At 64.5% G+C, this 20,690-nt stretch carries 15 protein-coding genes; 12 read left to right on the plus strand and 3 right to left on the minus strand.

Features of this window, described 5'->3' with window-relative positions:
• Positions 1-30: 30 nt before the first annotated feature.
• The 9 genes from B0G57_RS21430 (at position 31) to B0G57_RS21470 (ending at position 14,028) form a co-directional block, all read left to right on the plus strand.
• Positions 31-954 carry a glycosyltransferase family 2 protein gene (locus B0G57_RS21430; protein ID WP_026229559.1) on the plus strand — a complete coding sequence of 308 codons (924 nt, stop codon included), beginning with the start codon at positions 31-33 and terminating at the stop codon, positions 952-954.
• A complete protein-coding gene (locus B0G57_RS21435) occupies positions 951-2,459 on the plus strand; it encodes a glucose-6-phosphate isomerase (protein ID WP_051089996.1) in 1,509 nt (502 codons plus the stop codon). The genes B0G57_RS21430 and B0G57_RS21435 overlap by 4 nt, the downstream gene beginning before the upstream one ends.
• Complete coding sequence (locus tag B0G57_RS21440) at positions 2,456-3,658, plus strand: glycosyltransferase family 4 protein (protein ID WP_018440083.1); 1,203 nt, start codon at positions 2,456-2,458, stop codon at positions 3,656-3,658. The genes B0G57_RS21435 and B0G57_RS21440 overlap by 4 nt, the downstream gene beginning before the upstream one ends.
• A 17-nt stretch (positions 3,659-3,675) precedes the next feature.
• Entirely contained in the window at positions 3,676-4,842 is a 1,167-nt protein-coding gene (locus B0G57_RS21445; RefSeq protein WP_026229558.1) for a glycosyltransferase family 4 protein, read from the plus strand.
• A gap of 180 nt (positions 4,843-5,022) precedes the next feature.
• Positions 5,023-6,624 carry a peptide chain release factor 3 gene (locus tag B0G57_RS21450; RefSeq protein WP_018440081.1) on the plus strand — a complete coding sequence of 534 codons (1,602 nt, stop codon included), beginning with the start codon at positions 5,023-5,025 and terminating at the stop codon, positions 6,622-6,624.
• Positions 6,625-6,694: 70 nt separating this feature from the next.
• The gene (locus B0G57_RS21455; protein ID WP_051089995.1) at positions 6,695-7,096 is read left to right on the plus strand and encodes an FKBP-type peptidyl-prolyl cis-trans isomerase; all 402 of its coding nucleotides are present in this window, start codon (positions 6,695-6,697) and stop codon (positions 7,094-7,096) included.
• 11 nt (positions 7,097-7,107) lie between these two features.
• Entirely contained in the window at positions 7,108-7,587 is a 480-nt protein-coding gene (locus B0G57_RS21460; RefSeq protein ID WP_018440079.1) for a thioesterase family protein, read from the plus strand.
• A 135-nt stretch (positions 7,588-7,722) separates the two neighbouring features.
• On the plus strand, positions 7,723-10,086 hold the full coding sequence (locus tag B0G57_RS21465; protein ID WP_018440078.1) for a bifunctional acetate--CoA ligase family protein/GNAT family N-acetyltransferase: 2,364 nt from the start codon (positions 7,723-7,725) through the stop codon (positions 10,084-10,086).
• A gap of 435 nt (positions 10,087-10,521) precedes the next feature.
• Entirely contained in the window at positions 10,522-14,028 is a 3,507-nt protein-coding gene (locus tag B0G57_RS21470; RefSeq protein WP_018440077.1) for an autotransporter outer membrane beta-barrel domain-containing protein, read from the plus strand.
• Between the two features lie 73 nt (positions 14,029-14,101).
• Here B0G57_RS21470 and B0G57_RS21475 read toward each other — a convergent pair whose 3' ends face one another.
• Entirely contained in the window at positions 14,102-14,800 is a 699-nt protein-coding gene (locus B0G57_RS21475) for a response regulator transcription factor (RefSeq protein WP_018440076.1), read from the minus strand.
• Positions 14,801-15,076: 276 nt separating this feature from the next.
• On the opposite strand from B0G57_RS21475, the gene B0G57_RS21480 reads away from it, so the two are divergent.
• The 3 genes from B0G57_RS21480 (at position 15,077) to B0G57_RS21490 (ending at position 19,193) form a co-directional block, all read left to right on the plus strand.
• Positions 15,077-15,775, plus strand: coding sequence for a response regulator transcription factor (locus B0G57_RS21480; protein ID WP_018440075.1), 699 nt, complete (start codon positions 15,077-15,079; stop codon positions 15,773-15,775).
• Positions 15,776-15,858: 83 nt separating this feature from the next.
• A complete protein-coding gene (locus B0G57_RS21485; protein WP_085952713.1) occupies positions 15,859-18,306 on the plus strand; it encodes a CHASE2 domain-containing protein in 2,448 nt (815 codons plus the stop codon).
• A 191-nt stretch (positions 18,307-18,497) separates the two neighbouring features.
• The gene (locus B0G57_RS21490) at positions 18,498-19,193 is read left to right on the plus strand and encodes a GGDEF domain-containing protein (protein ID WP_158256627.1); all 696 of its coding nucleotides are present in this window, start codon (positions 18,498-18,500) and stop codon (positions 19,191-19,193) included.
• Positions 19,194-19,230: 37 nt separating this feature from the next.
• Here B0G57_RS21490 and B0G57_RS21495 read toward each other — a convergent pair whose 3' ends face one another.
• Together B0G57_RS21495 and B0G57_RS21500 are read right to left on the minus strand one after the other, a co-directional pair.
• Positions 19,231-19,776 carry a hypothetical protein gene (locus B0G57_RS21495; RefSeq protein WP_018440072.1) on the minus strand — a complete coding sequence of 182 codons (546 nt, stop codon included), beginning with the start codon at positions 19,774-19,776 and terminating at the stop codon, positions 19,231-19,233.
• Positions 19,777-19,860: 84 nt separating this feature from the next.
• Positions 19,861-20,649 (minus strand): alpha/beta fold hydrolase, encoded by a 789-nt coding sequence (locus B0G57_RS21500; protein ID WP_018440071.1) that lies wholly within the window; start codon positions 20,647-20,649, stop codon positions 19,861-19,863.
• Positions 20,650-20,690 lie beyond the last annotated feature (41 nt).

Below are 20,690 nucleotides of genomic sequence, written 5' to 3' on the forward strand. Positions count from 1 at the left end.
CGGCGATCGCGCGGCAAAAACGGAGCACGCATGAAGTTGACGGTCCTCGTTCCTACCTATCGGCGCCCGGACGATCTCGCCCGCTGCTTGAACGCGCTATCGCGGCAGACGCGTCGACCCGATCAGGTGCTCGTGGTCTTGCGTCCCGACGACTACGCCAGCCAGGCCGTCTTGATGGACCCTGCCGTGCGGGGCGCGCTCGCCCTCGATTGCGTAATGATCGAAGTGGCCGGGCAGGTAGCGGCGCTGAACCGAGGACTCGATGCGGCGGCGGGCGACATCATCGCGATCACCGATGACGATGCGGCCCCGCGGCCCGACTGGCTCGAACGGATCGCTGCGGCGTTCACGGCGGATGCGCGCCTCGGGGCGCTCGGCGGACGGGACTGGGTCCATGAGCGTGGGCTTGTGCTCGACGCCTCGAGGACGTGCGTGGGGAAGCTCCGTGCGTCGGGCAAGGTCATCGGCAATCATCACCTCGGGGTGGGCGAGGCACGTGAAGTCGACGTGCTCAAGGGAGCAAACATGAGCTATCGGCGCGCCGCCATTGCCGGCATTCGCTTCGACGAGCGGCTGCGCGGCGGCGGTGCCCAGGTCCACAACGACATGGCGTTCAGCCTGCGCGTGAAGCGCGCCGGCTGGAAGCTCGTCTACGACCCGCTCGTCGCCGTCGACCATTACCCGGCGCCGCGGATTCGCGACAGCCAGCGCGATGCCCAGTCGACGACCGCGATACGCAACGCGGCGTACAACCTCCATCTGACGTTGCGCGAGTATTTGCCACCGCTGCGCCGGGGCATCGCGTGGTGGTGGTACATGCTCGTCGGCACGCGCGTGTACCCGGGGCTTCTTCATCCGCTGCTTGCGCTCGCGTCGCGGAACCGTGCGGCCGTGCGTGAGCGGTGGCGCGCGGCGCGGCTCGGCGCGAACGATGCGCGCAGGGTGACGCGGTGACGGCGCTTCTCGCTTCCGCGCGCGCGAGCGCCGGGCTTGGTCGGCTGGCTCGATCCGATCCGAAGCACTGGTTGCCGCAGGCGCTGTTGTATCTGGCGACGGCGATGCTTGGCGCCGCGCATCAGGGCACGCTGCTCACGCTCGCATTCCCCGCGCTCGCGACGCTCGTCGGATTGTGGCTGTTTTTCATGAGCCCGGCGCGCTACGTCGGGTTCGTCTGGTGGATGTGGTTTCTGAGCCCCGAAGTACGACGCTTCGCGGACTACGTCAAAGGCGCTTACACGCCGACGAGCCTCATCCAGATCGCGCCGGTGGCGGTGACGATGATCTGCGGGATCGGCCTCGTACGGCGCTATCGCCTGCTCGGCACGTGGCGCGGCTTGCCGATGCTGCTGATCCTCGTCGCGATCGGTTACGCCTACATCGTCGGCATCGGTTCGAGCGGACCGCTCGCGGCCACCTACGACCTCGCGAACTGGCTCTACCCGGTGCTGGTGGCACTGCACATCATCGCGCATTCTCGCGACTATCCGCAGTACCGTGACGCCATCGTCTCGACGTTCGTCTGGGGGATGCTCGTCATGGGCATCTACGGCGCGGTGCAGTTCTTCTTCATGCCGGCCTGGGACGCGATGTGGATGATCGGCTCGCAAATGAATTCCGAAGGCGACCCGGTCCGCATGGGCGTGCGTGTTTTCAGCACGATGAATTCGTCGGGCCCCTTCGCGTTCGCGATGATGGGCGCGCTCGTACTCGTGCCCGCGGCAACGCAGCGTTTCCGCTGGGTGGCGGCCGCGGCGGGATTTGCGGCGTTCGGCCTTTCGCTCGTGCGCTCGACATGGGGAGGCTGGATTATCGCGCTCGTCATCCAGCTCGCGAAATCGAGCAACCGTGTGCGCGTTCGCACGATACTCGGTCTGGCCGTGCTGGCCGGCCTGTCCCTGCCGCTGCTCGCGTTCGGGCCTGTCGCCGAGCGTCTGTCCGCGCGTTTGCAGACAGTCTCGAACCTCGACAACGATCAAAGCTACGCGGCGCGCAATCAGTTCTACGCGACGTTCGCCGAAACCGCGTTCACGAACGTGGCCGGAACGGGGCTCGGGGCGACGGGTACATCGACGAAGCTGAGCCAGCCCGGCAATGGCAGTCAGCTCGGCAAGTACGGCAACTTCGACAGCGGCGTCATGAACATTCCATTCGTGCTCGGCTGGCCCGGCACGCTCCTCTATCTCTGCGGCATCGGCTGGCTGCTTGCGCGCGCGATACGGGCTTCCTTTTCGCTCGGGGACGACAAGTTTTCGTCGGCGTGCCTCGCGCTCGCCTGCTCTGTCTTCGCGATGCTCGTGTTCACGAACTCGTTCGTCAGTACGGGCGGGTTGCTGCTCTACACGAGCATGGCCTCGTTGATTGCCGGTGCTCACTGGCAAAAACTGCAGGCGCGCGAACTCCGCGAGCACGCCGCTGCTTTGCTTGCTCCCCCCTCAGTCGACGAGGCATCCCGTACATGAAGATCGCGATCGTCACGCACGCGGTCCGTCACAACGACGGACAGGGGCGCGTCAATTACGAAGTCGCCGTCGCCGCGCTCGGGCAAGGGTGCGAGGTCACGCTCGTCGCGTCGCAGGTGTCGCCTGCGCTGCTCGCCGATCCACGCGTACGCTGGGTGCCGATTCGTATCCCGCGTGCATGGCCGACGAATCTGTTGCGTCATCAGCTCTTCGCGATCAAGAGCGCCGCCTGGCTTCGGAAGCACCACAGTGAGTACGACGTGCTTCACGTCAACGGGTTCATCTCCTGGGTCCGTGCCGACGTCAATACCGCTCACTTCGTGCACGGCGGATGGATGAGGAGTCCTTACTATCCGTACGGGCTGACGCGGGGCCTGCATTCGGCCTATCAGTATGTCTACACGCGCGTGAATGCTCGGCTCGAGCGCTGGGCGTACCGTCGATCGATCGTCGTGGCGGCGGTGTCGCAGAAAGTGGCTGCCGAGCTGAGGGAGGCGGGCGTGACGGCGCAGAAGATCGAAGTGGTCCACAACGGCGTCGACACGCGGGCGTTTGCCCAGGCGAGCGGCACGAGGTCCTCTTTCGGTTTGGCTGACGACGCGTTCCTGCTGCTCTTTGCCGGAGACCTGCGCACGCCGCGCAAAAACCTGGGCACCGTGTTGCGTGCACTGCCGCGCCTGCCGCCCCATGTCCACGTGGTAGTCGCGGGGAGCGTGAAGGCCAGCCCCTATCCGGACGAAGCGCATGCGCTCGGCGTTGCCGGCCGCGTTCATTTTCTGGACTTCGTCGAGAACGTCCCGGCGCTGATGCACTGCGTCGACGCCTATGTATTCCCGTCGCGCTATGAAGCGATGAGCCTGTCGTTGCTGGAGGCGATGGCGGCCGGGCTGCCTGTCGTGACGGCGCGCACCGCGGGCGGCGCGGAAATCATCGATCCCGAGTGCGGAATCGTGCTCGATGACCCCGACGATGTGGACGCGCTCGCCGGTGCCGTCGGCCGGCTCGCCGGCGACGAACGGCTGCGTTGCGCGATGGGCGCGGCGGCGAGCCGGGTGGCACAACGGTTCGGTTGGGAGCGGATGGGCGCGCAATACATGGAGATCTATCGACGCGTGGTGCGTTTCAAAGCGGACCAAGTAGGAGAGCGGGTGGGTTCGACGGACCGTTGCATGCAGATCGAAGGGGGCGAAACCGAATGAGAATCGAAAGGACCGAGATGGGCCGAGGCGCCCTCAAGTCACTGCAGATCGGCATGCACTGGTTTCCCGAGCGAGCCGGTGGGCTCGATCGGATGTACTACTCGCTCGTGCGTGCGCTGCCCGGCGCCGGGGTGGCGGTGCGCGGCATGGTGGCGGGCTCGCCGCGTGTCGCGCACGACACCGACGGCGCCATTCACGGCTTCGGGCCGGCGGCGCAAGCGCTGCCGCTGCGCCTGATGGCCGCGCGCCGCGCGGTGGCCAAGGCGATTCGCGTCGAGCGTCCCGACGTGATCTCGTCGCACTTCGCGCTCTACACGTGGCCGGGGCTCGATGTCACGCGCGACATCGCGCAAGTCTCGCATTTCCAGGGGCCTTGGGCCGACGAGAGCGGCGTGGAAGGCGCGGCGACGCTGGGGCAACGCGCGAAGCATTGGGTCGAGCGCAGCGTCTATGCGCGCTCGACGCGCTTCATCGTTCTTTCCGCTGCGTTTGGTCGAATCCTGACGTCGCGTTACGGCGTGTCGCCCGAACGCGTGCGCGTCGTGCCGGGCTGCGTCGATGTCGCGCGCTTCGATATCGACACGCCCGGCTGGAGCGCACGGCAGCGTTTGCAATTGCCGCAGAACCGGCCGATCGTGCTCACCGTGCGCCGGCTGGTGCGGCGCATGGGGCTCGAGGACCTCATCGATGCGATGGCGCTGCTCAAGAAGCGCCGCGGCTCCGATGCAATGCTGCTGATCGCGGGCAAAGGCCGGCTCGCCGACGAGTTGCAGCGGCGCATCGTCGAAAAAGGGCTCGAGAACGACGTCAAGCTGCTCGGATTCGTGCCCGACGAGCGATTGCCGGAGCTCTATCGCGCCGCGACGATCAGCGTCGTGCCGACGGTGGCGCTCGAAGGATTCGGGCTGATCACGGCCGAATCGCTCGCGGCCGGCACGCCGGTGCTCGTCACGCCCGTTGGCGGGCTCCCCGAAGCCGTGGAAGGGCTCTCACGCGATCTGGTTTTGCCGACCACGGGAGCCGAGGCGCTGGCCGATGGGATCGCTTCGGCGCTCGCTGGCGGCTTGCGTATGCCCGGCGCGCAAGCGTGCCGCGATTTCGCGCGCGCCAACTTCGACAACGCGGTCATTGCACGGCGCGTGGCGGAGGTCTACCGGGAAGCGGTCGCGGAAGGGTCGGTTTAAGCTGTTCGAACCGGGATCGGCGAACCCATCGCGCACCGCAGCGGTGCGTAACGCGAAATTCAGTACGCCTGAAAATCGGCATTCCTGACGGTATGGTGGCGCGCCGCTTTCGATGGCCTTTTGCCAACGCGTGTATCATCGCACCCGCATCGCTCTATCCTTACGCCGTCCCCATTTTCAATGTCAGTCGCCGAACTCAAGCGCCGCCGCACGTTCGCGGTCATTTCACACCCCGATGCGGGTAAAACCACGCTCACTGAAAAGCTGTTGCTGTTTTCGGGGGCGATTCAGATCGCCGGTACGGTCAAGGGCCGCAAGAGCGGCCGCTACGCGACTTCGGACTGGATGGAGATCGAAAAGCAGCGCGGCATTTCGGTGGCGAGCTCGGTCATGCAGTTCGAGTATGGCGATGCCGTCATCAACCTGCTCGATACGCCGGGCCACGAGGACTTCTCCGAGGATACCTACCGCGTGCTGACCGCTGTCGACGCGGCGGTGATGGTGATCGACGGCGCCAACGGCGTCGAGGCGCAAACACTGAAATTGCTCGAAGTCTGCCGCAGCCGCCGCACGCCGATCGTCACGTTCATCAACAAGCTCGATCGTGAAGTGCGCGAGCCGCTCGATCTGCTCGACGAAATTGAGCGCCATCTCGGTGTGGCGGCGGTGCCGTTCACATGGCCCATCGGCATGGGCAAGGACTTCAAGGGCGTTTATGACATTCAGCACGATCAGGTCCGCGTGTTTCGCGCCGGCGACGATACGGCGAACGGGGTCGTGGAGACGTTGTCGTCGCTCGACGACGACGAAGGCGAGCGACGTTTCGGCTTTCCCTGGAAGCGAGCGAAAGACGAGATCGAATTGATCGGCGCGGCAACGCCCGATTTCGATCGCGAGGCATTTCTTGCCGGCGAACAGTCGCCCGTGTTGTTCGGCTCGGCCATCAACAATTTCGGCGTGAAGGAAATTCTCGACGCGCTCGTCGATCTCGCGCCGCCCCCTTCGATGCGGATGGCGGTCGAGCGGCCGGTGCTGCCCGACGAGCCCAAATTCACGGGTGTCGTCTTCAAAGTTCAGGCGAATATGGACCTGGCGCATCGGGACCGCGTCGCGTTCATTCGTGTCTGCTCGGGTCGCTTCGAACGCGGCATGGCGATCAAGGTGACGCGCTCGGGCAAGACGTTTCGCGCGAACAACGTCGTGACGTTCCTCTCGCAGCGGCGCGAGACCGTGAGCGAAGCGTATGCGGGCGACATCATCGGCATTCCCAATCATGGCACGCTGAGTCTCGGGGACACGCTGACCGAGGGCGAGCAGCTTCAGTTCGTCGGCTTGCCGTTCTTTGCGCCCGAGATTTTCCAGACGATCGAAGTCGTCGATCCAATGCGCGCAAAGCAGCTCGGCGAAGCGCTCAAGCAGCTCGGCGAAGAAGGCGCGATTCAGGTGTTCCGTCCGACGCACGGCGGGATGACGATTCTCGGCGCCGTCGGTCAGCTGCAATTCGAAGTGGTTTCACATCGGCTTTCGGCTGAATACAAGGTCGACGTGCGAATCATGCCCGCACGGTATCGGATGTCGCGTTGGGTGACCTGTGACGACGCGGCCGAGTTGCGGCGGTTCATGGATGCTTATTCGGTGCGCATTGCGCTGGACGCCTCGAATGCGCCGACGTATCTCGCTTCGCACATCTCGGAGATCGAGGTGGCGCAGAAGGCGTGGCCTAAGATCGTGTTCAACGAGTTGCGCGAGCGATCGGGCGCGCCGTTCAAAAAGGCGATGTAGCCGTTCGCCGCATGGCGCGTCAACCATGCGGGCGAATCGGACCAATGACAGTAACGATAAGGAGAGGGATATGTGGAAACGATGGATAGCCGTTAGCGTCTCTGCGATGATCGCTTCCGCCGCGCATGCGGCCGGTGCTGTCGAAACCCTGCCGTCCGGCGTCAAAGTGGAGATCACGCGAGAGGGAACGGGTGCGCAGCCGAGCGCCACCGATGTGGTCAAGGTCCGTTATCGCGGGACGCTTGCCGACGGCACCGAATTCGACAATTCCGAAAAACACGGTGGCGTGGCTACCTTCCCGCTCAATCGCGTCATCCCATGCTGGACGCAAGGCGTGCAAAAGCTGAGAGTCGGCGGCAAGGCAAAGCTCACGTGTCCGCCCGAGACGGCGTACGGCAGCCGAGGTATCGGACCGATTCCGCCGAATAGCACGCTGAACTTCGAGGTCGAGCTCGTCGACATCGTCAAGTAGGGCGCGGTTCGATGCCACCCGTTGTCTACCGCGATACCGTGCGCGCCGAGTGGGTCGATTACAACGGCCACTTGCGCGACGCGTATTACATGCTGATCTTCAGCTTCGCGACGGACGCGGTGCTCGACGCAATCGGTCTCGACGACGCGCAACGCAAGCGGCGCCGCCGTTCGGTCTACACGCTCGAAGCGCATATCAACTATCTGCATGAAATCAAGGAAGGCGCGCAGGTGCGGGTAGACGCGCACGTGCAGGGCCACGATGCGAAGCGTCTGCATCTCTACCTCGAGATGTTCGCTGACGAGGGGATCGCGCCCGTCGCCGCTAGCGAGCAAATGCTCCTGCACGTCGATACGGACGGGCCACGATCGGCCGAATTCGACGCCGACGTTCTCGAACGGGTGCGGGCACTGCAAGCCGCCGATGCACCACCGGCGCGGGCCCGCTACTGCGGGCGCATGATCGGACTGCCCGCGAACCGCGGTTCATAGCCTTCCGCGCCTGCTACCCCTTCTCGGCGGCAGCGTCCATGCCTGCGGAGCAACGCGGCTCGAAGGATCTGTGCCGGCGCGAGCCGGATAGGCGCACATCGCCTATGCTATGGGCTGTTGCCGAGAGGAGCGCCCATGACCGTCCGCAACCTCGATGCGCTTTTCAAGCCCGAATCCGTCGCCGTGATCGGCGCTTCGTCGCGCGCCGGCAGTCTTGGCGCCATCGTCTGGGAGCGCGTGCTGGCCGGCGGCTTCAATGGTCCCGTCTGGCCAGTCAACCCGAAATACGATGAGCTCGACGGCGGTATCGTCTTCGCCGATGCCGGCGATCTGCTGGAAGCGCCGAGCGTAGCGCTCGTCTGCACCCCGAGCGCGACGTGGGTCGACATCGTCGGCAAGCTCGGTCGGCTCGGCACTCGCGCGGTCATCATCGTTGCCGACGCGAGACGAGATCATGCGGCCGACCCTGCCGTCGTTCAAGCCACGCTCGCGGCGGCGCGCCCCCACCTATTGCGTATCGTCGGACCGGCCAGCGTCGGCGTCGTGACCCCGGCGTTGCGCGCGTACCTCGGCGCGCCGCCTTACCTGGTCAAGCACGGCGGCGTCGCATGGGTATCGCAGTCGAACGCGTTGACGAATGCCGTGCTCGGCTGGGCCGACGCGCGCGGACTCGGGTTTTCCCATGCTATCGCGCTGGGCGACGAAATCGACGTCGATGCCGGCGACGTGCTCGACTATCTGGCGAGCGACAGCGCCACGCGTGCGATCCTGCTCGAGCTCAACACGGTGCGATCGGCGCGCAAGTTCATGTCGGCGGCCCGTGCCGCGGCTCGCAACAAGCCCGTCCTCGTGCTGCGCACCGGCAGAGGCGACGCGAACGACGCGCTCTACACGGCCGCGTTCAGGCGTGCCGGCATGGTACGCGTCGATTCGCTCGACGATCTGCTCGACGAGATCGAAACGCTCGGCGTCGGCCGCATTGCCGCGAGTTCGACGGCAACGCTCGTGACGAGCGATCGCGGCGTCGCTTCGCTCGCCACTGACGCATTCGCGGCGGCGGGCGGCATGCTCGCGCAATGGTCGGATGAGACGGTGCGGACGCTGGCGGGCGCGTTGCCGCATGTGAGTCCGGGCAACCCGCTGCTGCTGGGCGACGACGCGCGACCGGAAGACTTTCGCCGTGCGCTCGAAGCGCTCGCGCCGCGCGGCGATACCGGCACAGCGTTCGTCATTCATTCCACCACCCATGGCGCGCCGGTGGAAGAAGTCGCGCGCGTGGTCATCGATTGCCAGTGCATCGCCTATCGCGGCATGTTGGCTTGCTTTTTTGGGGGTCTCGAGACGGCGACGCGAGACGCGTTGCGCGCACGCGGCATTGCGGTTCATCCGACGCCACAGCGGCTTGCTCGCGCGTTCACGCGTCTCGTCGATTACCGGCTGGGCCGCGAGTTGTTGATGCAGACGCCGCAAGGGCTGCCCGCGCGAATACCGGCCGCGATCGAGGCCGCGCAAGCGTATGCCGCCGCCGCGCTGGCTGAGGACGGGCGCGCCTTCCTTGCGGACGAAGCCGCCGTGCGCCTTCTCGAGCCTTTCGCGCTGCCGGTTAGGGCGGACAATGAGCCTTGCCCGAGCGATACGATCGTCGACATCGCCGTCGAACTCCACGACGATGCCGAGTTCGGCCCTGTCTTTCGTTTCGCCGCGCCGCCTGTCGATGGCATTTCAGCGCCGTTCGTGTTCTACGGCTTGCCGCCGCTCAATCCGACGCTGGCTCGGGAGGTCTTGTCGCGTTCGCCGTATGCGCACCGTGTGCCAATCGATCCGGTGCTGAGCGTGCTGACGGCGTTGTCGGACGCTATATGCGTGATCGAACAGATTGCGGGATTCACGGCATCGCTGCGCATCGCGCCTGCGCGCGTCGATTTACGCTCGCCGCAAATCCGTCTCGCCCCGAAGCGAGGACGTCTTGCCATCGTTCCTTACCCGCGCCGGCTCGAGCAGACGATCGAATGGCGCGGCATGCACTTGACGATCCGGCCGATCCGCCCCGAAGACGAGCCAGCGCATAGTGCCTTCGCCGCGGCGATGTCACCGGAAGACCTCCGCATGCGATTCTTCGGCGCCGTGCGCGGCTTCGATCATTCTCAGCTCGCTCGAATGACGCAGATCGACTATGACCGCGAGATGGCATTCATCGCGACGGCCGCCGACGCGAACGGAGCCATGGAGACGCTGGGCGTCGTGCGCGCGGTGGCCGATCCCGACAACGAATCCGCCGAGTTTGCCGTTGCCGTTCGGTCCGATATGAAGGGAAAGGGGCTCGGACGGTTGCTGATGGAGCGGATCATCGATTACGCGCGTGCGCGGGGCACCCGCGTCATCACGGGCGAGATCCTGCGTGAGAACGCGCCGATGCTCGCGCTCGCAAGAGCGAGGGGCTTCGAGATGCACGCGTCGGAAGATCCTGCAGTCATCTCCGTTCGATTTCCACTCCAATAAGCACCGACGTCAATACCTCGGCGATGACCGTTGCAACGGCATTGCGGATGGATTTAACGATCCTTTGCAGTTCATTTCAAATTGTTCCGATATATTCCAGCACTCGTGCAGGGCATGGACTCTTAAGGTTGAGCGTACTAGTCCGTTCAATCCTTCGCTTTCGTGAAGCATCCGCACTTCTGCAGTTCGGACATCGGTATAACAAATTGGAATGGGCATATGCGGAAAGAACGTCTACCTCATGAGGCGTGGGGCCGTCACGCCGGATCACGTGTGAGTCGCCATGGAGTTCTCGATAAAGCTTCGAACCCACGCCCGAAGGCGACGACCCTCGCCGTTCTCGGCTACGTTGCGGTGATTCCCGCGCTGGCTCATGCAAACTGCACGACATCGGGCACGACCACCATTTGCGACTCGTCTTCGCAATGGACCACCATGATCGGCACAGGCCCGACGACACCCTCGGGTTCCCAGGTAATCGTCGGCACGGGTGCGGTGGTCAATCTCGTCAATAGCAGCGCTATCGCGCTGTCGGACAATGCGAACATCGTGGTTCAGTCCGGCGCGCTCGTACAGAACGCTTCGTCCAACTCGACCGGCACGTACGGAACGGGCGGCAATACGATCGATTTTCGGAACAACAGTACCCTGACGGTCGAGGAAGGCGCGACAGTCCAATCCACCGGTAGCCAGACGACTGCCGAGGCCGTGAACCCGGAGGGGGCCGGCAATACGATCGTCAATAACGGCACCATCAAGGGCGTCAAGTCCGCGGCAATCTGGTTTCAAAACACGTTGGGCACGAATACGGTCATCAACAACGCGACCGGCGTCATCCAGGCGCCGAACAGCGTGATGGGCGCGTCGGGCAATGGCGCGGTGGTGTTCAGCAACCTCGGCAAGGTGATCGGAAACCTGGTTTTCGCGGGCGGCAACGACACGCTCAACATGTTCACTGGATCGAGCGTATCCGGGACGATTGATGGCGGCGGCGGCAGCAATCTGCTGACGCTCGATGGCACCGGGAGCGGCACACTGCCGACGACGATCACGAAATTTCAGACGCTGCAGAAAAACGACAGCGGCACCTGGACGATCACGAACTCGATCGGCGGGATGGGCGTGACCTCGGCCGAGGTCCAGCAAGGCACGCTCGTACTGACGGGCAACAACACAGGCTACACGGGCTCGATGCTGGTCGACCAGGCCGGCACATTGCGCGCGAGCGCGCAAAGCCTCCCGTCGGCCGTCACGGACAACGGCCTCGTTCAGTTCCAGCAAGATGCGGCGGGCAGCTACACGGGGCTTCTGAGCGGCTCGGGCGCCGTCGAAAAGGACGGCGCGGGCACGCTGACACTCGCTCCGACGGCGGCCGGCGGCAACACCTATACGGGCGGTACTGTGCTCAAGCAGGGCGTGCTTTCCGTCTCGGCGGACAGCGCACTCGGCGGCGCTTCCGGCGGCGTGACGTTCGACGGCGGCACGCTTCAGCTCGGCAGCGCTTTCGATCTCGCGAGCACGCGGGCGATTTCGGTCACATCGAACGGCGGCACGATCGACACGCAAGGCTTCCAGTCGACGATCGACCAGACTATCAGCGGATCGGGCGCGCTCGACAAAACAGGCTCGGGGACTCTGACGGTCAACGGCGCAGTGGTCGGCACGATAGCCGCCGAGGTGCAGCAGGGCACGCTCGTATTCAACGGCGACGGCTCGCAATTCACGGGAAGCGTGACGGTCGATCAGCCAGCCGTCCTGCAGGCCAGCGCGCGGAGTCTGCCGCCCGCGGTGACGGACAACGGCCTCGTGCAATTCGAGCAAAGCGTCGACGGCACCTACGCGGGAACGATCGGCGGCACCGGGACGGTCGAGAAAGACGGCGCCGGCACGTTGACGCTCGCGCCATCGGCAGCTTCAGGCAATACCTATACCGGCGGCACGGTACTGAAAGCGGGCACGCTGTCGGTCGCGGCCGATAGTGCCCTCGGCGGCACATCGGGCGGCATGACGTTCGACGGCGGTGCGCTTCAACTCGGCAGCAGCTTCGACTTGGCCAGCTCGCGTGCCGTTACGATCACTTCGAACGGCGGCACGATCGACACACAGGGCTTCCAGTCGACCATTGCACAAGCGATCACGGGTGCCGGCGCCCTCACCAAGGCCGGCACAGGCACGCTCGTGCTCGACGGCGTCAACACGTATTCGGGCGGCACGTCGGTGGCGGCCGGCACGCTCGTCGTCGGCGATGCGTCGAACGCGGGGGCGTCGGTGGCGGGGCCGGCGACCGTCGCAACGGGCGCCGTGCTCGGCGGTTATGGCAGCGTCAACGGCGACGTCACGAACAGTGGGACGATTGCGGTGGCTAATGCTTTGTCGACGGCTGCGGCGAGTGCGAATGCAAATGTGAGCGTGGCCAGAGCGAGCACGATCGCGGTGGCCGATGCGCAATCGTCCGTCGCTGCCGGCACGCAGGGCAGCTTCACGATCAACGGGCAATTGACGAACGCGGGCTTGGTGCAACTGGGCGGCGGGGGGCAGGCCGGCAACACCTTGAACGTGAACAGCTATGTCGGGCAGAACGGGACGATCGCGCTCAATACCGTGCTTGCCGGGGACAACGCGGCATCGGACAAGCTCGTCGTCAACGGCGGCACGGCGACGGGCTCGACGACGCTGAAGGTGACGAACGTCGGCGGACACGGAGCGCCGATCCTGTCGAACGGCATCGAGGTCGTCGCGGCGGCCAACGGCGCAACGACCGATACGAGCGCGTTCACCCTCGCCGGCGGCACGGTCAAGGCTGGCGCGTACGCCTACTATCTCGCGAAGGGGGGCGTGACGGCAGCCACGTCGCAGAACTGGTACTTGCGCAATACGGTGCCGGCCGCGAACAGTGCGTCGTCGGCCAACTCGGACGGTAGCGGCGGATCGGTGATCGCGGCGGCCGGCACGCCTGCGTTGCCGGCTGCCGGTGCCGATCCGGTCGCGCTTTACCGCCCCGAAGTCGCGCTCTACGCGCAAATCCCGAGCGTGATGCGTCAGCTCGACTGGATGCAGATCGATGAGTTCCATCAGCGGCAGGGCGACCAGTTGCTGCTCGGCGAGACGGGCCGCTTGCCCGCCTCATTTGGCCGTGTCTGGGGCGCGCATAGCGTGCTGTCCGAAGGCGGCGACGTGAGTCCGCAATTCGAAGGCTCGATGGGCGGTGTGCAGATCGGACAGGACGTCTACGCGGACGGAACGGAAGGCGGCCACCGCAACCACTACGGCTTCTATCTCGGCATGGCCCGCGCGACCGGCGAGGTCAGCGGGTCGGCATTGGGCGTGCAGGGTGTCGACGTCGGGCATCTTTCGGTCAACGCATATAGCCTGGCGGGCTATTGGACGCACATCGGGCCGGGCGGATGGTACACGGATACGGTTGTTTCAGGCAGCTCGCTGATGGCGGACACGAACTCGAGTGACAACGTTCGTTCGAGCACACACGGTACCGCCGTGACGGCCTCGATCGAAGGAGGCTTGCCGCTCCCGATCGGTCACGGGCTCACGATGGAACCGCAGGCCCAGTTGATCTATCAGCATCTTTCGATCGGAGATCTGAACGACGGTGCGTCAAACGTGGCGTTCGGTAGCGGCAATACCGTGCTGGCGCGATTCGGCGTTCGCTTCTCAGGTACTTGGGAGGCGCTCGGCGCCGCGTGGCAGCCGTATATGGGGTTCAACGTGCTGCACGCATTTGCCAACGGTGACCACCAGACCTACGACAGCGTCACCTCGATCGCCACGCCGGTCAATCAGACGACGGCCCGGATCGACGCGGGCGTGGTCACGAAGTTCTCGAAGCACGGCAGCGCCTACGCCGCCGTCAACTGGGGCACGAATCTCGACGGGGAGCACGTGCGCACGGTAGGAGGCAATGTCGGCTTGCGTTGGTCCTGGTGAAGCAGGGCGGCCATGAGCGCCGGCGACCGTGAGCTGGGCGGCGCGGAGGTCGCCGCGGAGGTCGCCGCGCCGCTCACGCCTGGCCCGCTTCGAGCTTCTCGAGCCGATACCCGTAGCCGTAGACGGGATAGATGCAGTACCCGTTCTGGGGACGCAGATCGAGTTTGATGCGAACGGACGAGACATGCGTGTCGAGCGTGCGCGACGGGATATCGGCCGTTTGTTTCCAGATCGTCTCGACGATGTGGCTGCGCGAGAGCGGCCGTCCGAGATTCCGAAACAGCAGCAGCGCAACCTGGAATTCCTTCTGCGACAGCGTGACAGGCACGGCTCGACGGTAGACGATGCTCTCGCGCAGGTCGAAGACATATTCGCCGAATTCCTGCGAGGCAATGCTTTCTTCGCGACGATAGGTTCTGCGCAAAAGAGTCGAGACGCGTGCGAGCAGGATCGACGCCGCGACGGGCTTCACGACGTAATCGTCGGCGCCGGCATTCAACGCGGTGACAATGTCGGCTTCGCGCGATCGGCTGGTCATGAAAAGGACGGGAAGCTCCTCATGGCAGTGCTCGCGCACCCAGGCGAGCACCTCGTCGCCTGGCATGTCGGCCACGTTCCAGTCGAGCACGATCAGGTCGTAGCTCTCCCGCCGTAGCTCACGGATCAATGCGCGACCCTCGGTGAAGGCGTGACAGGTATGCCCCGCGGGGCTCAGCGATTCGGAGACAAACTCCAATTGGCTCGGGTCGTCGTCGAGGATGGCGATCCGCATGGTCTGACTCGGAAAGAAGTGAAGTAATTGTGCCGAAGCAAAAAGGAGGAAGCGACGCCCGGTTTTGGTGCATTCCGCGCGGAGCTGCCGGTTTGACGCCAGCAATGATGGGGCAAATCGTAAGGGTTTGCCAGTATCTGGATGAGAATGATCTGGGCGCTATTCAATGGGGCGTCCTTCCGTTGCCGGCGACTTAACAATTCTTGAGCCAATTAACGATCATTCCTTTCTATACTGCTTGCCGGATACTAATAATGACTTGCGTTACGGGGTGCTATGAGAATCGCCGTTCTGGACGATGATCCGGCGCAGGCTCACTTCGTGTGTGAGACGCTGGCGGCGGCCGATCACGTTTGCTGCTCCTTCTCAGCGGGGGATCTGCTCGTCGAGCGGTTAAAGCACGAGACCTTCGACCTTTTGGTGCTCGACTGGAACGTTCCGGGCATGTCCGGCGAAGCGGTGCTGCGCTGGGTTCGGGAGTCGCTTTCGGAAAGGGTGCCGGTCGTCTTCCTGACGAGCTGCGGCAGCGAAGCCGACGTGACTTCGATCTTCGCGCTCGGCGCCGACGACTACCTCATCAAGCCCGTGGGCGCCGACGTATTACGCGCGCGTGTGACGTCGCTGCTGCGCTGTGCCTACCGATTCAACCCTTGCGAGGGAACGGAGACCTTCGGCGAGTTCGTATTCGACTTGCGGACTTCGCAGACGGCGACGCACGGCATGCCGATCGAACTGACCCGCGAGGAGTTCGAGCTTGCGCTGCTGCTGTTTCGGCATCTTGGCCGGCCCCTTTCGCGTGCTCGCATTCAGGAGGCGGTGTGGCAAGATGTCGCCGGCGTATCAGCCCGAACCATCGATACGCATATGTCGGTGATAAGAACGAAGCTCGATCTGCGGCCCCAACACGGCTACCGCCTGGCGTCGATCGCCGGCTACGGCTATCGTCTCGACCGGATGGAGGATGACCAGCCATGAGGCGAGACAACGACATGCCGCGGGAGCGGCGGCGATTTTCCGGATCAAGGCGATCTTCTGGTCGCGCGCGAGTGGCGGCTTCGATGACATTGCTCGCGCGGCTGATCCGCTCGCGGCTCGGGCCATCGCTGGGGCGCCGCTTCCTGCTCGAGTGGATCGCGACCGGCTGCTTCGGCATTGCATTCGTCGCGTTGAGCTCGAGCTGGCGTCTGACCGCGAGTCTCGATCATCTCGTCTATGACGAATTTCTCGCGTTGTCGACGCGGCCGGTATCGAACGACATCGTCGTCGTCGAGATCGACGACGACAGTATCGAAGCGCTTGGCCGCTGGCCCTGGCCGCGCAACATCCATGCTCGCCTTATCGATACGCTCGCGAAGGACGGTGCGGCGGCCATCGTCTACGACGTGCTATTTACGGAGCCCGGCGCGGACGACGCGGCGCTTGCGCGCGCGATTGCATCGAGCAGGACCTATCTGCCGATTTTGCTCGACTCCCCGGATGCCGCGGGCCATCGTGCCGCGGTGCTGCCGATCGCCGAATTGGCTCACGCGGCGGCGGGGCTCGGCCATATCAATTTCGAAGTCGATAAAGACGGCATCGTGCGCAGCGTGGCGCCATACGAAGGCGATGCGCGTGCATGGTGGCCGCAGTTGACGGTTCCTGTCTGGCATGCCGTGGAAACCGGCGTGATACACCTGGCCGGCATGAAGAAGGCGAGGCGCGCAGCGCCCGATCTCGCCGAGATGGCCAATCCGGGCGGCGATCAGCGTTTGCTGATTCCGTTCAGTCCGCTGCGCCAAACCTACCGAAAGGTATCCGTCGCGCAAGTGCTGGCTGGAACAGTGCCGCCCGACGTCGTGCGAGGCAGGATCGTGCTGGTGGGCTCGACGGCGTCGGGGCTTTACGACCATTTCGCGACGCCGATGTCGGGCCGCTCGGGCATCATGCCCGGCGTGTACGCCCATGCGAGCGTGCTCGACATGTTGCTCAACGGTACGGCCATCAGGCCGGTATCGCCTCTCGGTTTGCTTGCCGCATGGCTGCTGCCGCTTGCCGCGCTGCTCGTCGGCTTTCTCGTGCTCTCGCCCATGTTCTCGCTGGCGCTCGCGATCGTGCTCGCCGGCTCGGCGCTTGCCGTCGATGCCATGCTGCTGCACACGCTGCGGCTCTGGGTTTCGCCTGTGCCCGCGATCCTCGGGCTCGTCGCCGTTTATCCGGTATGGAGCTGGCGCCGGCTCGAAATGACGATGGCGTACCTGCGCAAGGAGTTGCGGCACCTTGCCGACGAACCTTACCTGCTGCCCGAAGCGCCGACACGGCAAAATGAATTCATGGGTGACGCGCTGGAGCAGCAAATGTCGCTGATGGCTCAGGCCGCGCGGCGCGCCAGAGATATGAAGCGGTTCGTCTGGGACAGCCTCGACAATGGACCTGAGCCGATTTTCGTCGCCGACGTGAACAATGTCGTGCTGATCGCGAACCGCGCCGCGCGAGCGTATTGCGCGCGACTCTCGGCGCCCGGCCCGGAGGGCTGGCCATTGCAGGCCGTGCTGACCGACTGCGCATTCTCCAAGACGGTCGGCGCCGAGCCGGAAGACGAGCTGATCGCGCGCCGGGATTGGCCCGCGGTAATGAATCCGACGCGGCCCGAATACAAGCGGATCATGACGAATGGGATCGAGGTGCGCTGCCGCGACGACCGCGACTACTTGCTGCGGTACTCCGAATGCAGCAATGCGTTCGGCGAGGCAACGGGCTGGATCGCTGGCCTTGTCGACACCACGGCGTTGCATGAAGCCGAGCGCCAGCGTGAGGACGCGTTGCAGCTCCTGTCGCACGACATGCGTTCGCCGCATGCGTCGATTCTTGCGCTCGTCGAGATGGAGCGCGCGCGCATCGAGTCGGAGCAGGTGCGCAACGTCATGGATCGCATCGCGCGCTACGCCACGCGCGCACTGACGCTCGCCGACGACTTCGTGCAGCTTGCGCGCGCCGAGTCGCAGGCCTACGAATTCGAGCCCGTGAACCTCGCCGACCTCGTGCTCGATGCGAGCGACCAAGTCTGGCCTCAGGCGCATGCGAAGCGCATCCGCATCGATGCGGAATTGGGCGACAGCGAAGGATGCTGGATTCGCGCGGACCGCTCATTACTGACGCGCGCGCTCGTGAACATCCTGCAGAACGCGATCAAGTACAGTCCGGACGACACGCGCATTGCATGCACGATTCTGCCTGCGAGCGCGTCGTTGGCCGGGGGGCATGTGAGCTGCTCGATTCGCGACCAGGGATACGGCATTCCGCTGGACAAGCAGGGCCGCTTGTTCGAGCGGTTTCGGCGCTTCCACGCGGGCGAGCGTCCCGAAGTGGGCGGTGCGGGGCTCGGCATGGCATTCGTGAAGACCGTCGTCGTGCGACATGGGGGCGAGGTGGCGGTGCACAGCGAGCAGGGCAAGGGCACCGAATTCGTGATCTCGTTGCCGCCCCTGGTGGAGGAGGCGGAACTCGGGCGGGCCGACGAGCCAGCGTGAGACGTGCTCGCACATAGGGAAAGTCCACCGCGCCCCGCCTTCACCTGACACTTGTTTGCAGTCGTTTTTGGGGTGACTTGGCATAATTGCGACGCTGAACTAAATCCTGCTCGCTGCGTTCGACGATGCCCGTAGCCAAGGCAGAGCGATGACGGGCGTGCCGTTGCGTCATGGATTCCAGGTTACCGAAAATGAGTTCCCAATCGATGCGTGAAGTGTTCTGGCACGCAGACCAACAAACGCGTAGAGGTACGGCGTGGTTGCCGTCGCTCGCGGCATGGGCTCGCCGCTTGTGCCGCGGTTTCGAGAACGCGGAGCGTGGCCGCTTGCAAGGCAGGATCCGTCAACTGGAATCCGAAGTGGCGCGCCTGTCGCGGCTCGCCGTGACCGATGAACTGACCGGCGCATTCAATCGCCGGCATATCGAGGAGATATTCGAAACTCGCGTTGCATCGCCGGGTATCAACGAACCCCTTGCGTTCTGCCTGTTCGACATCGACGGCTTCAAAGCATACAACGACACATACGGCCACGGTGCGGGCGACGACGCGCTGAAACAAGTCGCGCAAGCTGTCCACGGTCAGCTGCGCCAATCGGGCGACAGCTTGATTCGCCTCGGCGGCGACGAGTTCTGCATTCTGTTGCGCGCCGAATCGCCGGCTGACGCGCTGGCTGCGATCGATCGCCTGCGATTGGCCGTGCGAGCCCTTGCATTACCGCACCCGACGAAAAGCAATGCGGTGTTGACGGCGAGCTTCGGCTTCGTATGGCGAGGCGCTCGCGGCGCGACGCGCCATCTGCCGCGCGATCTCTATCGCCACGCCGACCGAATGCTGTATGAGGCAAAGCGTGCGGGCCGCGATACGGTGAGGCTCGCGGTCCTGTGACTTGCGCGCGGCTCGCGGGCGACGATCGGCTTCGTGCTTACGCGGCGAGCTTGGCCGCCGCCTCATCGACTTGTGCGCGCGAGATCGACAATTCGTCGAGCCACGCCTCGGCATAAACGCCGCCGGTTTCGCGCTCGAGACGTGCAACCGTTGCGGCGTTGCGCGCCGTGTCCTTCGGCGTGGCCAGAAAACGCTTGATCGATTCGCCAGCCTTGAACGCATCGAAAAGCGGCACGCGAATTTCGTCGGGCAGCGCGCGAGTCCATTGATAGGGCTTGCCGTTGAACGTCAGCGTCGGCGGCAAGACACGCTCCTTTTTCGCCGACGAGGCGATGAGACCGTACGTCCGCGCCGCTTCGCCGATCTGCTCGGGCGAAAAGAGCTCTTCCGGCGTGATTTCGAATTGCGCGAGATAGCCTTCGATGGTCTTCATCGCGGCCGCGCGGTCGTCGCGCTTTTGTTGAGCGCGCTCGACGATGAGCCGCAGTTCGTCCGCTTCTTCGCTCGTGATCGTGAAGCTCGCCTGCTTTTGCTGCAGTTCGGTGAAGCGCTGGAATTCGGAGTCGGTCAGAAGTTTTGCCATGGATGGGGTCACGGGTCGTCATGCGCCGTGCGCGAAGACGCCCGGCGCGAATTGTGAAGGGCCGCCATTCTAGCGTCAGACAGCTCAGCGATCCAGAGGCGTACCCTTCGTCGCCGAGCGGATGAAGTCGACAGTCACCGACAGCACGGCCTCGGGACATTCCTGATGCGGCGTGTGTCCGCAGCCTGGCAGCAGCGCCGCTGTTGCCGACCCGGCGGTTTGCCCGGTGATCGATTGCAATTGCAGCGCCGTGCCGTATTGATCGTGTTCGCCTTGCATGGCAAGAAGCGGCACCTCGATCCGTGGCAACAGCGCTTCGATGTTCCACGTTGCGAATCGAGGATCGAGCCACGTATCGGACCATCCGCGGAAAACCTGCTCCGTCTTCGCTCCGTGATAGCGGGTAAGGTTGGCGAGCTTGCCCGAGTCGTACGCGGCGACGGCATCGCGAATGGCGGCGAGCGTCACTTTTTCGACAAAGACGTGCGCTGCCTCGGTCACGATGCCGAGCAAGCGCTCAGGACGCATAGCGCCATAGATCAAGGCGATGCTGCCGCCGTCCGAATGACCGAACACGATGAGCGATGCTTCGGCGGGCAGCAGTTTATCGATCACCTGCGGCAGATCGCGTGTGGCGGCCGTTTTCAGGTAGTCGGCGGACCAGGGCGGCGGCAGCGCCGATGAACGGCCGTACCCGAGGCGATCATAGACGAGCCCGGGACAGCCGCTCGCTTTGCAGAGGCGTTGCGGGAAATCACCCCACATTGCAGTACAACCGAGTCCTTCATGCAGAAAGACGAGATGCGGCAGAGCCGGGTCGCCGTCGATTCTTAGACAGGCAATCGTTCCGTCGGCTATTTCGAGTTCGTTCATCGATTGAAAGCGAAGGTGTTGCTCGGCCGCAGCGACGCGCG

The organism is Trinickia symbiotica (assembly GCF_002934455.1).
GTDB classification, from domain to species: Bacteria; Pseudomonadota; Gammaproteobacteria; order Burkholderiales; family Burkholderiaceae; genus Trinickia; species Trinickia symbiotica.